General features: G+C 37.9%; 12 protein-coding genes. 10 read left to right on the top strand and 2 right to left on the bottom strand.

Annotated features, from left to right (window positions below; translation table 11 throughout):
• The 3 genes from pheT to ACDF53_RS08945 all read left to right on the top strand — a co-directional run bounded on the left by pheT (position 1) and on the right by ACDF53_RS08945 (position 7,349).
• Positions 1 to 2,445, top strand: coding sequence for a phenylalanine--tRNA ligase subunit beta (gene pheT, locus ACDF53_RS08955; RefSeq protein ID WP_370816087.1), 2,445 nt, complete (start codon positions 1 to 3; stop codon positions 2,443 to 2,445).
• A gap of 88 nt (positions 2,446 to 2,533) precedes the next feature.
• Positions 2,534 to 4,957 (top strand): DUF3656 domain-containing protein, encoded by a 2,424-nt coding sequence (locus tag ACDF53_RS08950; RefSeq protein ID WP_370816086.1) that lies wholly within the window; start codon positions 2,534 to 2,536, stop codon positions 4,955 to 4,957.
• 13 nt (positions 4,958 to 4,970) lie between these two features.
• Positions 4,971 to 7,349, top strand: a complete 2,379-nt coding sequence (locus ACDF53_RS08945; protein WP_295783586.1) for an endonuclease MutS2 — start codon at positions 4,971 to 4,973, stop codon at positions 7,347 to 7,349.
• A gap of 167 nt (positions 7,350 to 7,516) precedes the next feature.
• Here the strand turns inward: ACDF53_RS08945 and ACDF53_RS08940 are convergent, their stop codons facing one another.
• Positions 7,517 to 9,610 (bottom strand): transglycosylase domain-containing protein, encoded by a 2,094-nt coding sequence (locus ACDF53_RS08940; RefSeq protein ID WP_370816084.1) that lies wholly within the window; start codon positions 9,608 to 9,610, stop codon positions 7,517 to 7,519.
• A 162-nt stretch (positions 9,611 to 9,772) separates the two neighbouring features.
• On the opposite strand from ACDF53_RS08940, the gene tyrS reads away from it, so the two are divergent.
• The 7 genes from tyrS (at position 9,773) to ACDF53_RS08905 (ending at position 19,282) form a co-directional block, all read left to right on the top strand.
• Positions 9,773 to 10,981 carry a tyrosine--tRNA ligase gene (gene tyrS / locus ACDF53_RS08935; protein ID WP_370816083.1) on the top strand — a complete coding sequence of 403 codons (1,209 nt, stop codon included), beginning with the start codon at positions 9,773 to 9,775 and terminating at the stop codon, positions 10,979 to 10,981.
• Between the two features lie 239 nt (positions 10,982 to 11,220).
• On the top strand, positions 11,221 to 11,838 hold the full coding sequence (locus ACDF53_RS08930; protein WP_370816082.1) for a CoA pyrophosphatase: 618 nt from the start codon (positions 11,221 to 11,223) through the stop codon (positions 11,836 to 11,838).
• 58 nt (positions 11,839 to 11,896) lie between these two features.
• Positions 11,897 to 12,505, top strand: a complete 609-nt coding sequence (locus tag ACDF53_RS08925; RefSeq protein ID WP_370816081.1) for a hypothetical protein — start codon at positions 11,897 to 11,899, stop codon at positions 12,503 to 12,505.
• A gap of 1,849 nt (positions 12,506 to 14,354) precedes the next feature.
• Positions 14,355 to 16,736, top strand: a complete 2,382-nt coding sequence (gene ppsA / locus ACDF53_RS08920; RefSeq protein WP_296007329.1) for a phosphoenolpyruvate synthase — start codon at positions 14,355 to 14,357, stop codon at positions 16,734 to 16,736.
• Positions 16,737 to 16,834: 98 nt separating this feature from the next.
• Positions 16,835 to 17,464, top strand: coding sequence for a helix-turn-helix transcriptional regulator (locus ACDF53_RS08915; RefSeq protein WP_370816080.1), 630 nt, complete (start codon positions 16,835 to 16,837; stop codon positions 17,462 to 17,464).
• A gap of 10 nt (positions 17,465 to 17,474) precedes the next feature.
• On the top strand, positions 17,475 to 18,296 hold the full coding sequence (locus ACDF53_RS08910; protein ID WP_105089295.1) for a pyruvate, water dikinase regulatory protein: 822 nt from the start codon (positions 17,475 to 17,477) through the stop codon (positions 18,294 to 18,296).
• Entirely contained in the window at positions 18,293 to 19,282 is a 990-nt protein-coding gene (locus ACDF53_RS08905; RefSeq protein ID WP_295794210.1) for a deoxyguanosinetriphosphate triphosphohydrolase, read from the top strand. The genes ACDF53_RS08910 and ACDF53_RS08905 overlap by 4 nt, the downstream gene beginning before the upstream one ends.
• Positions 19,283 to 19,389: 107 nt before the next feature.
• On the opposite strand, the gene rpmB is transcribed toward ACDF53_RS08905, so the two are convergent.
• Positions 19,390 to 19,578, bottom strand: coding sequence for a 50S ribosomal protein L28 (gene rpmB / locus ACDF53_RS08900; protein ID WP_005386334.1), 189 nt, complete (start codon positions 19,576 to 19,578; stop codon positions 19,390 to 19,392).
• Positions 19,579 to 19,729 lie beyond the last annotated feature (151 nt).

Here is a 19,729-nt window from a genome sequence, read left to right as displayed (position 1 = left end):
ATGAAAGCAAGTTTACAGTGGATGAACGAATACGTGCCTGTGGATATGAATCGTCCTGCTCAAGAATTGGCCGATGAATTAACACAAGCTGGTATTCCTGTAGAAGATGTCATTGCTATGGATAATGGCATTAAGAAAATTTATACTGGTAAAATCGTTGAGATTACAAAGCATCCAGATGCAGATAAATTACAAGTATGCCAAGTTGAATGCCTTACTGAAGAAGGTGAGCCTGTTACTAAACAAATCGTAACAGCGGCTACTAATGTAGCTGTAGGTCAAATCGTACCTGTAGCGTACCATAAATCTCGCCTAGCTGATGGCACAGAGATTAAAAAAGGTAAATTGCGCGGTGTAGTTTCTGAAGGTATGTTCTGCTCCGTTGCGGAATTTGGTATTTCTAGTGATTTAGTATTGCCAGAAGAAGCACAAGGTATTTATATCTTCCCTGAAGGTACACCAATTGGTCTTGATGTAAAAGACGTGTTGGGCTTAAATGATACAGTGTATGAATTTGAATTGACTGCTAACCGAGCAGATTGCTTCTCCATGGTTGGTTTATCCCGTGAATTCGGTATTATGACAAACCAAAAAGCTTTATTCCCTGTTATCGTGGTTAACGAAAATGGCGAGTCCATTGAAGGCAAAGCATCTGTATCCATCGAAGCGGATGATCTTTGTACTCGTTTTACCGCTCGCTTAGTAACTGATGTTAAGGTTGAGCCATCTCCATTGTGGATGCAAAACCGTTTGCGTAACAGTGGCATTCGTCCTATCAATAATGTAGTAGACGTTACAAACTACGTTATGTTAGAACTTGGTCAACCTATGCATGCCTATGATTATGACCATGTAAAAGGACATCAATTAGTGGCAAGACGCGCTAAAAATGGCGAAGTGCTTGTTACCCTTGATGGTTCTGAACGGGAATTAAATGACTCCATGCTTATCATTGCTGATGCAGAACGTCCAGTAGGCGTAGCAGGTATCATGGGTGGCTTTGATAGCGAAGTAACAAATGAAACGACTACAGTTCTCTTCGAAGCTGCCGTATTCAACGGTCCATCCATTCGCCGTACAGCTAAGGCTCTTGGCATGCGTTCTGAAGCGTCTGGTCGTTTTGAACGTGGTGTAAATCATAAATACACTGCTTATGCTATCGACAGAGCAGCTCAATTATTACAACAACTCTGCCCTTCTTGTAAAGTTGATGTAGGCGTTATCGATGTATATAAAAATCCTGTAGAACAACATACAGTTACTTTCACAGCAAAACAAATCAACGATTACTTGGGTACAAACATTGAAAAAGACGAAATGGTTCGTATTTTGACTGCCCTTGAGTTCGTTGTAACCGAAGAGGGCGACAAATTGACTGCTCTCGTTCCAACATGGCGCGGCGACGTAACAGTGATGCCTGATATCGCTGAAGAAGTAGCTCGTATTTACAACTACGATAATATTAAGCCTACAATTCCGGTAGCCGTATTATCCTCTGGTGGTATGACACCTAAGAAAGCTCTTACTAAAGAGGTAACTCATGCATTGGCTAAATTGGGTATGACTCAAATCATTACATTTAGCTTCATGCATAAAGATGGCCTTACTAACATGATGCTTCCTGAGGGGGATAGCCGTTATACAGCCATTCCAATCTTGAACCCTATTTCTGAAGAATTCCCTTATATGCGTACTACATTGGTACCAGCTGTTATTGAAGCAGCTAAACGCAATATTGCGCAACAAAATAAGGATCTTTGGTTGTTTGAAACAGCTAATGTATATGAACCAAAAGCATTACCTTTAACAGAAGTACCTCATGAACGCCCTATGGCTTGTGGTATCTTGATGGGCAAGGCAAACCAAGCTGGATGGAATCAAGCAGAACGCACTACAGATTTCTATGATGTAAAAGGCATTGTAGATGCATTGTTAGCTGAATTAGGTGTTACAAGCTATGAAATTAATCGCGGCACTGAGCCATACTTCCACCCAGGTGTAAGTGCTCAATACGTAGTTGATGGTAAAATGATTGCTCAATATGGTGAATTACACCCACAAGTGAGCAAAAACTTTGATTTACCTGGCAAAGTATACATGTTTGAAATCGATTTGGAAGCAGTATTATCCTTAACGATTCCAGCATTCCGTTATACATCCTTCAGTAAATTCCCAGGCACTAGCCGTGACCTTGCTATCGTTGCACCTGTGTCCGTATCTAGTGGCGAAATTTTATCTATCATCAAAGAGCATGGTGGAGAATATTTAGAAAATGCATCTATCTTCGACGTTTACGAAGGTGAACATATCGAAGCAGGTTACCGCAGCCTTGCATACAACTTACAATTCCGTTCTATGGAAGGTACGTTGAATGATGAGGATATTGATGGTAATATTCAAGCTATTATTGATGCATTAGCAGAAATTAACTGCAAATTACGTTAATTGTAAGCAGTATATTGAAAGGGTTTACCGTATGGTAAACCCTTTTAGTACTATAGTTATACCTTTAGTTAGGTAGAAAGGATTGTCCATGGAATTATTGGCTCCTGCCGGTACGATGGAAAACTTTATAGCTGCCTTAGAATCTGGAGCAGATGCGATTTACCTCGGTGGTAAAGGCTTTAATGCTCGTGCTCATGCGGCAAACTTTGGCATTGAAGAACTAGCTGAGGCTATTCGATTAGCCCATATTCTAGATGTGTCCGTATATGTAACAGTAAATATTCTTATAGGCGATTCTGAATTATCTGCTCTTGAAGAATATTTAAAAGATTTAGAGCGTATTGGTGTGGATGCTATCATCGTTCAAGATTTAGCTGTTGCAAAATTGGCGCAGCGCGTAGCTCCGAAATTACATTTGCATGGTAGTACACAAATGACGGCGGCAACGCTAGATGCTGTTCGTTTTTATGAAAGTCTTGGCTTTACCCGCGTTGTGTTAGCTCGTGAATTGAGCCTAGCTGAAATCGAACATATTTGTAAAAACTGTACAGCTGAAATCGAAGTCTTTGTACACGGCGCCTTATGCGTATGTTATTCTGGTCAATGCTTAATGAGTTCTTTCATCGGTGGTCGTAGTGGCAACCGTGGTGCTTGTGCACAACCTTGCCGCTTGCCTTATGAGCTATTGGATTCATCAGGCACTAGCTTATTGCCAAAACACGAAGCCTATCTATTGAGTCCAAAGGATCTTAACTATAGTGAACATATGAATGAACTCGTTGCAGCTGGAGTTACGTCCTTTAAGGTAGAAGGACGTATGAAAAAGGTTTCCTATGTGCGTCAAGTTATTGGGACTTATCGGCATATTTTAGATACAGCTCATATAGACTCTTCTGATGCCGATGCATTGGCTTCTGGATTTAATCGTGGGTTCTCTACGGATTATTTAACAGACCATGTTGGGAAATCTATGATGACTGTTGTGGCTCCAAATAATCAAGGGAAATTGATCGGTAAAGCAGAGGTCAAAAAGGGACAAGTTCATTTATACTTAACGGAACCGATTGAAAAAGGTTCACTCTTAAAGGTAATGCAAGCTTCTGGTAGTATTACGTACTACCAAATTGATCAGAATTGGTCCTTAGTAAATGAAAAGCATTTTGTAGGTAAACCTGATGAAGGCTTTGCAGCAGGACAAGTATTCTTGGCATCTTCACCAAAATCTCAAAAGCAACGGGGCTTACAAGACTTTAGTGCTAAATTAGAGGTACATGGGTATCTATCTATTAATACAGACCGAGAACAGCCATGTACAAATCTTACCTTTGTATTAAACGATGGTCGTACTGTGACAGTATCTAATGAGTTTGAACCTGTGTATGCTAATAATAAACCGACTACCTTAGAGAAGGTTACAGATCAAGTGGGTAGATTAGGTAATACATTGTTTACTCTAGCTTCTATGTCCATTCCCGAAGGGCCATACATGTGGCCTGCTAGTGTGTTAAATGCATTGCGTCGCGATGCAGTGGAGGCTTTAGAAACTCTGTTAATTACAGATCATGAAACAGCTTGGGCCGAACTTGCCGTAGAACCTCAAGATATGTCATCCTTAGTAGCTAAGGATACGATTCAGTATACAGAACCTATGGTAAGTGCTCGTGTTGATGAATTAGAGGCTGTGAAAGCTGCTATTGCAGGTGGTGCTAAGAAGATTATCTTTGGCGGTGACCGTTTACAACGCAAGCCTTATGAACTTAGTATTTATGAAAAGGTAGCTAACCTTTGTAAAGCACATAATGTGCTTTGTGTATTTGCTACGCCTCGCGTTGTGAAAGACGATGAAGTTGAGGCGTACATGAATACTCTTAAGGCTATAGTTGAGGCTAAACCAGATAGCATTTCTATTCATGTGCCACAAGCCTTATTATGGCTTCGTGATTTAGGGTATACAGGTGCTATTGAGGCTGATACAGGTCTTAATATATTTAATGGCTCAGCACTACAAGTATGGCAAGATTTTAATATGAGTAGCATAGCACCATCCTTAGAGTTAACCTTGGCACAACTTGTTAACTTGCAAAAATCTACTACATTGCCATTAGAAATCATGGTACATGGTTACACGGAAATGATGATTTCTGAATACTGTGCCATCGCTAGCTTTGTGGGCACTGGCAAAAAGGAAAACTGTCCTATGCCATGTGTAACAGAGGACTATGCATTGAAGGACCGTAAAGGGGAAGTGTTCCCATTGCGTACAGATCCTTATTGCCGCATGCACATCATGAATAGTCATGAAATGGACATGCGTGCCTACGTGCCAGAGTTACATCGAAAGGGGCTACATATTTTGCGCATCGATGGACGCCATATGGATCCAAAGAGATTGCGCACTATTGTAGCAGATTATGTATCCATTCAAAATGGAACAAAAAAGGCTCCGCCTAAGAGTATAGGTAAAGATGATACTCCTATTACAAGGGGTCACTATTTTAGAGGTATTTTATAAAAGAGGTAGTACATTGTTTAACGAAGATGTATTAGACTTTCACCATATAAAAGAACAATTACAACAACACTGTAGTTCTACTATTGCTAAAGAATTAGCTATGCATATTGAACCAATGACGGATGCTAAAGCTATTCAAGAGAACCTTGATGAAACAGCAGAAGCCATGCGTTCTTTGCAAACTGAGGTAGAACAACCATTAGGTGGTACGCGAGATATTCGCGAATCCTGTAAAAAGAGTCGTAAAGACTTTGTCCTTACTCGTGAAGCATTGTGGGATATTTACTTGACCATTGGTGCTTATAAGCGGATGACAAAGTTCTTTAGAACGAAATATATGGAATATCCATTGCTATCCCTATGGGTACAGGATATGCCGAATACAGACCGCATTGAAAACCGTTTTAAACGCGTTTTTGATGAAAAAGGGGAATTGCTTGACACAGCATCTCCTAAATTGGCGAGCCTTAGAAATACGATTATTAAGACTCGTGAAAAGATTAAAAATGATATTCAAGCTATCTTGCACGATAAGGATAATCAAAAGTATTTCCAAGAAGCAATCATTACACAACGTAATAATCGTTACGTAATCCCTGTAAAACAAGAGTATCGCCAATACTTTGATGGTCTTATTCACGACCGTTCTGCAACGGGTCAAACCTTATATATTGAACCGATGCGCTTGGTGAATCTAAATAATGAATTACAAGAGGCATTAATTGGTGAAGAGCAAGAGGTATTGCGTATTTACCGTGAATTATCGGCACTTGTAAAACAACATAGTAATGATTTGATGGATGCCTGTGAAAAGGTATCACACATCGAATTTGTATATGGTAAGGCGAGCCTTGCTATTTCTTATAAGGGTGTACCAGCAATCTTGAGTACTGATAGAACAGTTAATCTCATGAGAGCTCGTCATCCATTAATTCCACCAAATGTAGTAGTGCCTACAAACATTCAATTGGGCACATCGTACCGTATTTTATTAATCACTGGTTCTAATACAGGTGGTAAAACAGTATCCCTTAAAACATTGGGGCTATTGAGTTTAATGAACCAATGTGGTTTATTTATACCTGCTGATCACGGCTCTATGTTGCCAATATTCCATAATATATTCGCTGATATTGGGGACGAGCAAAGTATTGAGGCCAGCCTTAGTACGTTCTCTGCTCATATGACACAAGTTATTTCTATCATTAAACATTGTGGTCCTAATGACTTAGTCTTACTAGATGAGTTAGGTTCTGGTACAGACCCAGAAGAAGGTAGTGCACTTGCTGTATCCATCCTTGAGTTCTTCCGTAAAAAAGGCGCTCTCATGATGGTAAGTACCCATTATAATGAGCTTAAAAATTATGCATATCATACGGAAGGTATTGAAAATGGCCATGTAGAGTTTGATGAGCGCACATTAAAACCAACGTATCGACTCCATATCGGCGTAGCTGGTAGTAGCCATGCATTGAGCATTGCTGCACGCTTAGGCTTACCAAAGGATATTGTGACGCGCGCAGCAGAGTATAAATCTCAATTTGGTAGTCATGAAATGGAAGAGGTTCTTTCAGATTTGAATGAACAACTTCGTAAAGCCTCTGAACGTGAAAGAGCGTTAAAGAAAGAGCTGGATGAAACACGTCGTATGCGTGGTCAATTAGAGAAGGAAAAGAAACAGTTTAACGAAAAACGTAAACAAATCTTAGCCAAAGCTCAAGCAGATGCAGAATCTATGAAACGTAGCTTACGCGTTGAAGGGGAAGCGATTATCAAGCAATTGAAAGCGCAATTCTCTGAAACAAATAAAGATAAGCGTCAATCTGCCATTAATGCAGCACGCAAGGGTATCTCTAATGTACATGTACCAGATGCTCCAGTAGATGATGATCGTAAGTCCTTGACGGCAGATGCTATTAAGGTAGGTCAAGCTGTATATGTTACATCATTGCGTTCTCTAGGTACTGTATTATCTATTAATGGCAATCGCGTGAATGTAGATATTAATGGATTAACAGCAACTGTTAAGGTTAGTGAATTACAATCTACTACACGAGAAGAAGGAAATAAACTAGCTCGTGAACAAAAGGCAGCTATGCCTAAGACGCGAAAACGCATGGGTGGTTCTGCTGTACAACGTCAGAAAGAGGTCCGTACAGAAATCAATATTCTCGGTCAAACTGTAGATGAAGCGACAGTTTCCGTTGGTAGATTTATTGACCAAGCTTTGCTTGGCGGTGTTAACCAAGTACGCATTATCCATGGTAAGGGGACTGGTGCTTTACGAGAAGGCGTACATCAATATTTACGTACCTTACCGCATGTAGCACACTTTGAAACTGCAGGCTATGATGAAGGTGGTGCAGGGGCTACTAATGTAGTTCTAAAATAAACTAAATATTTCTCTTATGATGATGTTCTATATGGAGATATTACATAGTTAGATATCAATAGAATACAATAGAAAAAGGTAGTAAGTTCTTTGAACTTACTACCTTTTTTGTTTAAAAGAAAGGAGCGGAACATATTGTTCCGCCCCTTGTTGAGGTCTATTAAAAATTAACGATCTTTTTTACTAGACTTTTTACTTTTAGATGAATTAGATTTTTGTTCACTAGCATCATCTTTTGAAGAGCCACTGTCATCTTTTACTGCTTCATCTTTGGACTTGTCTTTATCGTCTTTTTTATCTGCTTTTTCGTCCTTAGCAGCTTCTTTCTTAGGCTGTGCTTTTACAGGGTTGTAATACCCTTCAGAGACAGCTGATTGTGCGCTAGCAGGAACAGGGAAATCAGAAGCAGGGGTATTGGCAAGAGCATTTGCCATGAATTGGCCCCACATAATAGCAGGTGTGTCACCACCGGTGATGCCTCGTAATGTTTCCGAGCCATAGTCATCACCAATCCAAACGGCAGCTACTAAATCAGGCGTGTAACCAACGAACCAAGCATCCTTGGAATCATCTGTTGTACCAGTTTTACCTGCTGCAGGACGTCCGATTGCGGCATTACCACCAGTACCGCCATTTATAACGGATTCTAGCATATTTGTAATGATTGCTGCATCTTTTTCGTCTACAACGCGTTTTTCTTGGATGGAGTGTTCCTCCACCACTTGGCCGTTGCGATCAACAATTTTAAGGATTGCCGTAGGTTGAACTTTGATACCGCCATTAGCGAGTACACCATAAGCTTGAACCATTTCAAGAGGTGTTACACCGTGAGTTAAACCACCAAGTGCAGTAGACAAGTTATTATCTTGATCTGTAAGGGTAGTGATACCCATTTCTTTGGCAAGTTTAATAATCTTAGACATGCCTACTTCATCAGCAATTTTTACAGCAGCTACGTTACGAGAATGTTGTAATGCATAGCGATATGTAATATTACCTACGAAGTCATTTTCATAGTTTTTAGGGCTCCAGTTACCAAATGTAACAGGGCTGTCATCTACGATAGAACCAGGAGTTTTACCAGATTGAATAGCTGCTAAATAAACAAATGGTTTCATAGCAGAACCTGGTTGACGTTCTGCTTGTGTAGCACGGTTAAATGCATCATCACCACGGCCACCAACCATAGCCATAATGTAACCGTTGTGCGGATTCATAGCTACGATAGCACCTTGAGGTTGATGTAAACCATTGCTATCAGTGTAGTAGTTAGGCAAGTTTTGCATTGCTGCTACAGCCGCATTTTGTGCATCCATATCGAGTGTGGTATAAATTTTTAAACCATCTTTATAGATTGCATCGTCACCATATTTCTCAGAAACTTGTGCAATAACATAGTTAATGAAGTAAGACGCATTAGATTTTTCATGCGTTTGTTCTTGTTTTGCTACTAAGCCTAAATCTGCTTGACGCGCTTCATCGGCTTGCTCTTGTGTAATGTATCCGTATTTAACCATTTGGCCTAAAACTACGGCTTGACGTTTTTTACTAGCTTCCAAATCATTGAATGGAGAGTAGTAGTTAGGACTTTGTGGTAAGCCCGCAATGAGCGCTGCTTGAGCAAGCGTTAATTGGCTAGCATCCTTACCAAAGTACACATGAGCTGCAGATTGTACACCGTATGCACCTTGACCAAAGTAAATTTGGTTCATGTACATTTCTAGGATTTCATCTTTAGTGTAATGTTGTTCAATTTTAAGTGCTAGCAATGCTTCAGAAATTTTACGTTTAAATGTTCTGTCTTGCGATAAGAATGCATTACGCGCTAACTGTTGAGTGATTGTAGAACCACCTTCAGATACGCCACTATGAACAATGTTAACCCATACAGCACGCAAGATACCAACCGGGTCGATACCGTGATGGGAATAGAAGCGAGAGTCCTCAGTAGCAACAAAGGCATTTTGTAAATCCTTTGGTACATCTTTTAAAGGTACTGGTAATCTGTTCTCTGTGGAATGAACCGTTGTGATGAGATTACCATGGACATCGTAAATTTGAGACGATGCAGAAGGACGTACATTGGATACATCTGGTAGGTTAGACAGTGTGGCACTGATAAAACCACAGCCACCTCCGGCTACGATGAGTATAAGGAGAAGGGCACAAATCCAAAATAGACGCTTCGGACTTGTTTTCTTCGGTGTAGAGCCGCTACCGTTAGAACGGCGGCTGCTTCTCGCATTTGAGTTATTACTCATAGAGTCACCTCTTTTTTCTTTTGTTAGTAAATATAACGTAAATTCTATTACGCAGTTATAAATATTATATCATAAATGGCTTAAAACCAATACTATATATATAATTGTGAAAGTTTTTAGATAATGGTATACTAAAACAATAGTATTTCGAGGAGGATTATCATGGTTAGTGCTCAAGAACAAGTACGCCAAATTAAACACGGCGTAGCAGATTTAATTAATGAACAAGATCTTGTAAAGAAAATAGAAAAATCCATTAAGGAAAATAAACCTTTAGTTGTAAAACTAGGTTTGGACCCAACAGCGCCAGATATTCATTTGGGTCATACTGTACCGCTTCGTAAATTACGTTTGTTCCAAGAATTTGGTCATCAAGTAGTTATTGTTATTGGTGGTTTCACTGCACGTATTGGTGATCCTACTGGTAAAAGCGCAACTCGTCCACCACTTACAAAAGAAGAAGTATTGAAAAATGCTGAAACTTATAAAACACAAATCTTCAAAGTGTTGGATCCTGAAAAAACTATCGTTCGCGACAATAGTGAATGGCTTGAATCCATGAACTTTGCTGATGTACTTCGCTTGGCAAGTTCTTACACTGTAGCACGTATGATGGAACGTGATGATTTCAATAAACGTTTCAAAGAAGGTCGTGCAATCGGGGTTCATGAATTTATGTATCCATTGATGCAAGGTCATGATTCTGTAGCATTACATGCTGACGTTGAATTTGGTGGTACAGACCAAACTTTCAACTTGTTAATGGGTCGTCATTTACAAGAGTTAGAAGGTCAAGAGCCACAAGTTGTTATCACAATGCCATTGCTTGAAGGTCTTGATGGCGTTCAAAAAATGAGTAAATCTTTAGGCAACTACATCGGTATCGATGAAGAACCTAAAGAAATGTATGGTAAAGCAATGTCTATTCCTGATGAATTGATGATGCGTTACTTCATGCTCGTTACAGATATGCCAATTGAAGAACAAGAAGACATGGAAAAACGTCTTGAAAGTGGTGAGTTACATCCACGTGATGCTAAAATGCAATTGGCTCGTACCATCGTTCGTTTGTACCATGGTGAAGAAGCTGCTCTTGAAGCAGAAGAGGAATTCAAACGCGTATTCCAACAACGCGCGTTGCCTACAGATATTCCTGAATACGCTATGGATGCGCCAACAGAACCAATCTTTGTTCCACAATTCTGTACAGATGCTGGTTTGACTGCTTCTAATGGTGAAGCACGTCGTTCCATTAAAGCTGGTGCTTTCAAAGTAAACGGTGAAAAATATACGGAAGAAAACCTTACCCTTGAAGATGGCATGATCGTTCAAGTTGGTAAACGTAAATTCCTGAAAATTAAATTTAACTAATATAAAACTGTGATGAGATAGAAACTTCATCACAGTTTTTTTCTGTCTATTTGGTCTATAAGATTATTTATCTACTAAATCTGTTGTTTATGAAGCAAAAAATGATTTACAAGTTCATGTATAATGAAAGTAAAATATAAATTCAAATTTAAATACAGACACAAATATAAAATACAAATTTGACACATAAAAATTTTATATAGATATCGTATAGTATCTATAAAGTAAAAGGACTATATATGGACAAAGAACTAAGCAACTTTTTAGAACAACGAGAGCATACTGTTCTTACCGACATTGACGTTATAACTGCTGCCGTAGCTGTACCATTATTAGAAATCGATGGGGAAGATCATGTGGTATTTACTGTACGGAGTAATAAGTTGCGCCGTCAACCTGGTGAAATCAGCTTCCCTGGTGGGCATTGTGAACCTAATGATAAAAGCGGTGCTCATGCTGCCATGCGTGAATGCTCTGAAGAATTGGGTATCGATTTTGATCAAATTGAACTATTAGGCAATTTAGACTGCCTAGTATCGGCTATCGGTGTCAAACTATACGCCGTAGCCGTACGCCTACATACAAGTGATTTAAAACCAAATCCAGATGAAGTAGGAGAGGTATTTACAGTTCCACTAAAGTATCTACTAGATATGAAACCGACAGTGGGTCATCTAGACATTGGAACGAAACCATTAAAAGATTTTCCGTTCCATTTACTAGAAGGCTACAACATCGACTGGAAAATTAGACAAAACTACTCCGTCTATTTCTATCCTTATAAACAATACACCATATGGGGGCTAACGGGACGAGTACTAAAGAATTTTTTAGATATATATAAGACGGTTAAATGAATGCAGAATTTATCTGTATAGAAATATTATATTTTGACTTTATAAGAGAGAGCATATTTTGTTTAAATCATTACGTTTATTAGTATTTAAACCAATTTCTATTGGTGCAAATTACATAATGGAAAATGAAACCATTAAGTCTTTGTTTTCATTCTTTTTAATGATATGGTTTATAAACCACTTATTAATAATGCTCGTAGGTGGACATGTTAAGTATTGGAATGTAATATATCCTTTGTCCATAGATCAATATATAGGTTTTAGTTTATTCCCTTATATTCTTAACCTTAGTAGTATTATCTTAATAAGTATTTTTATAGCATTCCTTTGTTGGGTCAATTTTAATATTTGGACAGAGGTAAAATTTACAAAACTATTAAAGGCATCTTTAATATTAACCTGTTTACAACAAATTCCAGATTTTATAAGATTGTTTTTATTATATCCAATTCAGTTTTTATATGTTTATAGTCCATTCTGGGCTCAGACGATATATGATTCTTTAAAATTTATAGCAAGTATATCAGAAATTTATATTGCGTTTCTTTTTATTGTATTGTTATATAAACTTACAAAAGTTAATAGATTAGGCATAGCTATATTTGTTATTGTAGTACTTCTAGGAGTTACAGAACTTCAGAATGTAATTATTCAAGCAATTTCTTAAATCCAACTTGAAAGAAATTATAATGGAAGAATTAGAGACTAATAAGAATCCAAAGTAAATAATAAATTAGTGAAAACGGTAATGTCTACAAAGAATAGGTAATATGAATGTTAATAAATGATTTACTAGATACAATTTTAAGCAAATTAATTGATATGTCGGATTATATTTTTAACTCTCTGATTATACTTTTTTTCTGCTTACTTGGAATATTATTTCCTTGGCTTAATGATGTTGTTTATGGAACATTTAAAAGATCCTATAAAGTAGAAAGAATTACTTTCCTTGTTATTTTAAGTATTACATTAGCTTATATTTTCTATCAGCTTATATCAGTATAAATGCAATAAAATATTTAAAGTTTATTCAGTATGAAGATAAAATTCTACAGATTAGAAGATATATCAGAAATTATAATCTGGAGTAATTGAAAGAATTATTTTATGAAAAAATCTTTATATTTATTAATATTTAGGCCAATTTCAATTGGTGCAATTAATATAATTGAAAACGGAACTATTAAATCTTTATTTACTACTTTTACTCTATTTTGGCTTATAAATAGTATGTTAGTAGTCCTACATGGTGGGTACGTAAAGTATTCGAATTTCTTGTTTAGTTTATCACTGGATAGATATATTGGATTTAACTTGTTTCCCTATATTTTCGATTTTATTATTAGTATAATCGTTACTCTTTTGATGGCTTGCTTATGTTGGGCTAATTTTAACCTTTGGACTGAGATAAATTTTACTAAATTATTTAAGGTGTCTTTAATAATATCTTGCTTACAGCAAATCCCTAGTATTATAAGATCTATTTTTTTGTATTTAGTACAATTTTTAGCTTTGCATAGTCCATACTGGACGAAAATTGCATTGGATTGTTTAAAATCAATAATTAATTTATCAGAGATTTATATTATGTTTCTCTTTATTGTATTGTTATATAAACTAACAAAAGTTAATAGGTTTGCTATAACTTTATTTGCTATTGTAGTGTTTATAGGTATTGCACAACTCCAGAATATAATTATTAAATCAATCTCTTAATTCCAACTTGAAAGGAATTATAATGTTACAAACCTTTATTAATCTCTTTATACGTCCTCGATCTGTTGGAATTAGCCAAGTAATTGAAACTACAAGTTTAAAATGTGCTTTAAGTTTATATACTGTATCTTGGGTATTGCTACGACTTGTTTTAGGGGATATAGGTGTTGATATTCTTCATATAGCACCAATTATTAATGATGTTGAGATACTTTCATACTTTAGTACTATAGTAATTTTTTGTATTGACTATATAACTATTTTACTGAGATTAATCATAGCCATTTTATTATTATGGATTCTATATCGGTTCTGGTGCTCCGTATCCCTGAAAAAGCTGATTATAATATCACTTTACTTTATGGGACTATGGTTCTTATTTGCTAGTATTAAACTTAATTTACAATACTATTTTTTGAGCTTAGACTATCTTGATGACAGTAATTGGAGCTTTCTCATGTGGAATGTTACGGGCTTGTTAGGGAATATAATTATACTCTATACTTGCATATTGCAATTTTTAACCCTATACCGTCTGACACAAATAAACAAATTCACATTTCTAGTTACTACAGTAATAGTATTTATCCTATACTCTACAGTGGAGATTACTATTAAATATTAACGTTTATAATTTAAGGGATGATTGCCTAGTATTAGGCAATCATCTTTTTATGTTTTGATTAGTTTTATTTGTATAATAATCCTCATATAAATTGACAGATTGTAAATTAAGGTATACTATTTATGTGTAAAAGGTTTAATGTGTTGCACTAATTAATCTAGGAGGTTCTCACATGAATCGCGAAACAGCATACGTACTTTGGTTTGATGAATTACGACGTGAAGATGTTAATTTAGTAGGTGGTAAGTCTTCTTCCTTAGGGGAATTGACATCCTCCACTAATGTGCCTGTACCTTACGGTTTTGCTACAACTGCTCATGGTTATCGTGAGTTTATGAAAGCAACAGGTTTGGAAGATAAAATCCGCGCTGAGCTTGATGCGTTAGATGATGTAGAAAATTCTGCACTATTGCGTGAAGTATGTGCTAAAATTCGCCGCATGATTTGCGAAGAAGAAATGCCTAAAGAATTGGCAGATGCTATCCGTAATGCTTATGAAGAACTTGGTAAAAAAGTAAACGAAGAAAATCCGTTCGTAGCAGTTCGTTCTAGTGCAACAGCAGAAGACTTGCCAGATGCAAGTTTTGCAGGCCAACAAGATACATATTTAAATGTACGTGGTGCTGATGTTATTATCGAGAAAGTTAAAGAATGCTATGCATCTACTTTCACAGACCGTGCAACATATTACCGTGTAAAACAAGGTTTCGATCATATGACAGTAGCATTGAGTGCTGCCGTTCAAATGATGGTATTCTCTAAAGCTGCTGGCGTAATGTTTACTGTTGACCTTGTAACAGGCAATGACAACAATATTCTTATCGAAGGTTCTTGGGGCCTTGGTGAATACGTTGTACAAGGTACAGTTACACCAGATAATTTCCATGTAGATAAAGCAAAAATGGAAATTACAGACCGCATGATTAATGACAAACATATCCGTTTAGTTCGTAAAGCTGACGGCGATTGCGTTGAAGAGGTTGTTCCAGCAGATGAAGCTAAACAACAAGTGATTACAGATGCTCAAGTGTTAGAGCTTGCTGAATATGCAAAAGCAATCGAAAAACATTATGGTTGTTACATGGATATGGAATGGGGCGTAGATGAACGAGATGGTAGAATTTGGATTTTACAAGCTCGTCCAGAAACAGTTTGGTCCCGTAAAGAAAAAACAGAAGTATCCGAAAAACCTAGCACATTAGATGCCGGTAATCGCGATATTATCGTAAAAGGTTTGCCAGCATCCCCTGGTAATGCAGCTGGTAAAGCTCATGTTATCATCAATCCTGAGGATATTGATGAGTTCAAAGAAGGAGAAATCCTTGTCACAGCTATGACAGCTCCTGACTGGGTGCCAGCAATGAAAAAAGCGAAAGCTATCGTTACAGATGCCGGTGGTATGACTTGCCATGCGTCCATCGTTAGCCGTGAGCTTGGTATTCCTTGTATCGTTGGTACTAAGAGCCGTAGCCATGAAGCAACTACATCTATTAAAGATGGTCAAATGATTACTGTAGATGCTACAAATGGTATCGTATATGATGGCGTATTAGAAGATATCGTTAAAAAGCCAGAAGCACAAGCTACTGCAAATGTTGTTGCTGAATCTGTTCCTGTAACAGGCACTAAGATTTACATGAACTTAGGCGATCCTGATTTGGCTGAAAAACATGGTGTATTGCCTTGTGATGGTATCGGTCTTATGCGTGAAGAGTTCATTTGGACTACTTTCATCCATGAACATCCATTGCACCTTATCGAAACAGGTCGCAGTGATTTTGCTGTAAATACATTGGCAGAAGGTATGCGTAAAGTATGCCAAGCTTTAGCTCCTCGCCAAGTTGTGGTTCGCTTGAGCGACTTCAAATCTAGCGAATATCGTGATCTTAAAGGTGGCGACAAATACGAACCACATGAATCCAGTGCATTACTTGGCTGGCGTGGTGCTTCTCGTTACTACGATCCTAAATACACACCTGCTTTCAAATTAGAATTAGAAGCAATCAAAAAAGTACGTAACGAGTTTGGTTTCAAAAATCTACAAGTTATGATTCCATTCTGCCGTACTGTAGAAGAAGCTGAACTGGTAACTAATTTGATGGCTCAAGAAGGCCTTGTACGTGGTAAAGATTTCAAAATCTGGCTCATGGCTGAAATTCCAGCAAATATTATCTTAGCTGATCAATTCAATAAATATGTAGATGGTTATTCCATTGGTTCTAACGATTTGACAATGCTTGTTCTCGGTTGTGACCGCGATAACGAAACAGTTCAACATATTTACGATGAACGTAATTTAGCTGTTCGTAGAGCTATTCGTCATCTTATCGAAGTAGCACACAAAGATGGTAAAACTGTATCCATCTGTGGCCAAGCACCAAGTGTATACCCTGAACTTTGCGAATTCCTTGTGAAGAGCGGTATCGACTCCATTTCTGTTAATCCAGATGCGGTAGTAAGCACTAAGAAAATGGTGGCTCAATTAGAACAACGAATCATGCTTGATGCTATGACTGGTCGTGGTCGTCAAGAAACTGATGATTTAACTTGGTAATAATATAGTTATATTAAAAGAGGAGGCCGGTAGGTCTCCTCTTTTTCTGAATGGTAACTTAGGATATAATACAAACAGAGATGAAAGGGGGTTACCGTGTGAAACTGTCGAAACGACAAGAACAAATTGCTCAAATCGTTCGTGAAGAAGGACCTGTTACAGGTAGTGCTATTGCTGAACATTTAGAGGTTACACGATCTGCATTGCGTTCAGATTTATCTGTTTTAACTATGCTAGGTGTCTTAGATGCACGTCCTAATGTGGGCTATTACTATGTGGGGCTTTCAAAAGAAACACAAACAGCGGAGCGATTAAAGTCATTTCTGGTAAGTGATGTATTATCCCAAGCAGTCGTAGTCAATGGGGATACAAGTTTGTATGACACGATTGTTACTATATTTACTGAGGATGTAGGGACCATTTTAGTGTGTGATGATTCCTATTTAGTAGGTGTCGTATCCCGTAAGGACTTGTTGCGTGCCTCTATGGGGCAAACAGATTCGCACAGCATGCCTATATCTATGATTATGACCCCTGTAAGTAAGGTTATAACTGTGGAGCCTACAGATACATTGGTAGAGGCTGCTCAGAAGATGATAGATTATGAGGTAGATTGTTTACCTGTCGTCGTTCGCGAGGATGTGGAAAACAAGAAACGTTTAAAGGTTGTAGGCCGCGTATCTAAAACGACGGTAACAAAAGTATTTTTAGAATGTAGCATACATTGAGGTTGATAGAATGGCAGAAAAAATTATTTATGCAATATCGGACTCCCTTGGGGAGACCGCAGAGGCTGTAGCAAGAGCTACGGCGAGTCAATATGATAAGGAACAAATTGAAATTGTTCGCATTCCTTATATTGATAGTGAAAGCCAAATTGATGAAATTATAGCAGATGCAAAACGTGGTAATCATGTTATTTGTCATACCATCGTATCTGAGTCTTTGCGCAAATATCTTCATGAAAAAGTAGCAGAATACAATATTCCTGCTGTAGATATTATGGGCCCAGTTCTCGATGCAGTAGGTACTGTAGCATCTACAAAACCTCGCATGACTGCGGGTATGGTTCATAAACTAGACCAAGAATATTTCAAAAAGGTTGAAGCTATTGAGTTTGCTGTAAAGTATGATGATGGTAAAAATCCGTCTGGCTTTGAAAAGGCTGACGTAGTCATCATTGGTGTATCTAGAACAAGTAAGACACCATTGTCTATGTTCTTGGCATACAAAAAAATTAAAGCTGCCAACTTGCCATTAGTGCCAGAGGTACCATTGCCAGAGGAATTATTTAAAATTCCAGCAAAGAAAATCGTGGGCCTTATTATCGACCCATTTAAGTTAAATAATATTCGTAGTGAACGGTTACGCGCTATCGGTTTAGAGGACGAAGCAAATTATGCTTCTATTGAGCGTATTCAATCCGAACTAGAATACGCGAAGGCTATTATGCGTCGTTTGCATTGCCAAGTGTTAGATGTTTCCAATAAATCTATCGAAGAAACAGCATCTCTTGTTATGCAACTCATCGACCGTAACCGCGCATCGGAGGGTAAATGAATATACGGGAACAAATAGAGGAGAGAGAGGCATTGCTTCTATCTCCTTATGCTGCTAAAAGCCGCGATGCAATCCGTGATATTGAGGAAGCTCCCGATCCACTTAGAACCGCGTTTCAACGTGATCGGGACCGCATTATTCACAGTAAATGTTTTAGACGGTTAAAGCACAAGACACAAGTTTATATTGCGCCAGGTGACCATTATCGTACACGCATGACTCACACCCTTGAGGTGGGCCAGATTGGTCGTACAGTGGCTCGTGCATTGCGACTCAATGAAGACTTAGTAGAAGCTATCGCCATGGGCCATGATGTGGGACATACACCATTTGGTCATGTTGGAGAATATGCGTTACGTGATATGGTAGGCCATTTCAACCATAATGAACAGAGTTTGCGTATGGTTGAAGTGTTAGAAAAGCATGGTGAACATCAAGGTCTTAATTTAACGACCGCTGTTCGAGATGGTATTTTAGGCCATACAGGGGCTACTATTCCTGTTACCTTAGAAGGTCAGATTATTCGTATCGTTGACCGCATTGCTTATTTATGTCACGATTTTGATGATGCTCAACGGGCAGGCATGTTGACGGCGGAGGAATTACCTTTTGAAGTACGTGAACACTTCGGTATGACTCCATCTAGCATGATTACAGCCATGGTTGAAGATATGGTGAGGGAATCTTTAGATAAGCCTGTTATTTCTATGTCCTCTGATATCGAAATGACCATGAATCTATTCCGTCAATTTATGTTTAAAAATGTCTATTTGGCGCCAGCTTTAATTCCTGACCGAAATAAGGCGTCTCATGTGGTGAAAAACTTATTTACTCACTTTATGGAACATCCTGATGATATGGAGGGCTGTGAAAGTAACCGTGAGTTTTACTCCACTCGCGATGTAGTGGATTATGTGGCCGGCTTAACTGATCAATATGCTATTAAGTTGTTTAAACAGTACTATATTCCAAATATTACCTTGTAAGATTTTTAGTAATAGGTATATAGATAACAAAAAAAGCAGTTAGTTCAAATGAACTAACTGCTTTTTTTGGGGCTCTAGAACCCCAAAGAGTACATGTACTTTTTATTTTACGCGCGTGTAATTTTATTAGAACGAAGGCAGCGAGTGCATACGTTAACTTTTTTAGTAGCACCGTCTACAACCGCCCGTACTCTTTGAATGTTCGGTTTCCAAGTTTTTCTTGTGCGAATGTGAGAGTGACTCACGTTCATACCGCTAGATGTGGATTTGCCACATACTTCGCAAAGGTTTGCCATAGTTTCCACCTCCAAGCTTAATCTATAACATAACAAAAGTATATTATCATAAAGACATAGTTAAAGCAAGTGTTTTTATCGTACATATTGCTCTTTTTATGAAATATACTACAATATAAGGTATACTATATATCATATTCTATGATATGAA

The organism is Veillonella sp. (assembly GCF_041333735.1).
Taxonomy (GTDB): domain Bacteria; phylum Bacillota; class Negativicutes; order Veillonellales; family Veillonellaceae; genus Veillonella.
The sequence above is the reverse complement of the archived record's forward strand: the minus strand, read 5'-3'. Positions and strand labels throughout refer to the sequence as shown.

Excerpts from the sequence above, each read along its gene's own strand:
- rpmB (WP_005386334.1), bottom strand. The coding sequence starts at position 19,578 with ATGGCAAACCTTTGCGAAGTATGTGGCAAATCCACATCTAGCGGTATG.
- pheT (WP_370816087.1), top strand. The coding sequence starts at position 1 with ATGAAAGCAAGTTTACAGTGGATGAACGAATACGTGCCTGTGGATATG.
- ppsA (WP_296007329.1), top strand. The coding sequence starts at position 14,355 with ATGAATCGCGAAACAGCATACGTACTTTGGTTTGATGAATTACGACGT.
- tyrS (WP_370816083.1), top strand. The coding sequence starts at position 9,773 with ATGGTTAGTGCTCAAGAACAAGTACGCCAAATTAAACACGGCGTAGCA.
- ACDF53_RS08905 (WP_295794210.1), top strand. The coding sequence starts at position 18,293 with ATGAATATACGGGAACAAATAGAGGAGAGAGAGGCATTGCTTCTATCT.
- ACDF53_RS08910 (WP_105089295.1), top strand. The coding sequence starts at position 17,475 with ATGGCAGAAAAAATTATTTATGCAATATCGGACTCCCTTGGGGAGACC.
- ACDF53_RS08950 (WP_370816086.1), top strand. The coding sequence starts at position 2,534 with ATGGAATTATTGGCTCCTGCCGGTACGATGGAAAACTTTATAGCTGCC.
- ACDF53_RS08930 (WP_370816082.1), top strand. The coding sequence starts at position 11,221 with ATGGACAAAGAACTAAGCAACTTTTTAGAACAACGAGAGCATACTGTT.
- ACDF53_RS08940 (WP_370816084.1), bottom strand. The coding sequence starts at position 9,610 with ATGAGTAATAACTCAAATGCGAGAAGCAGCCGCCGTTCTAACGGTAGC.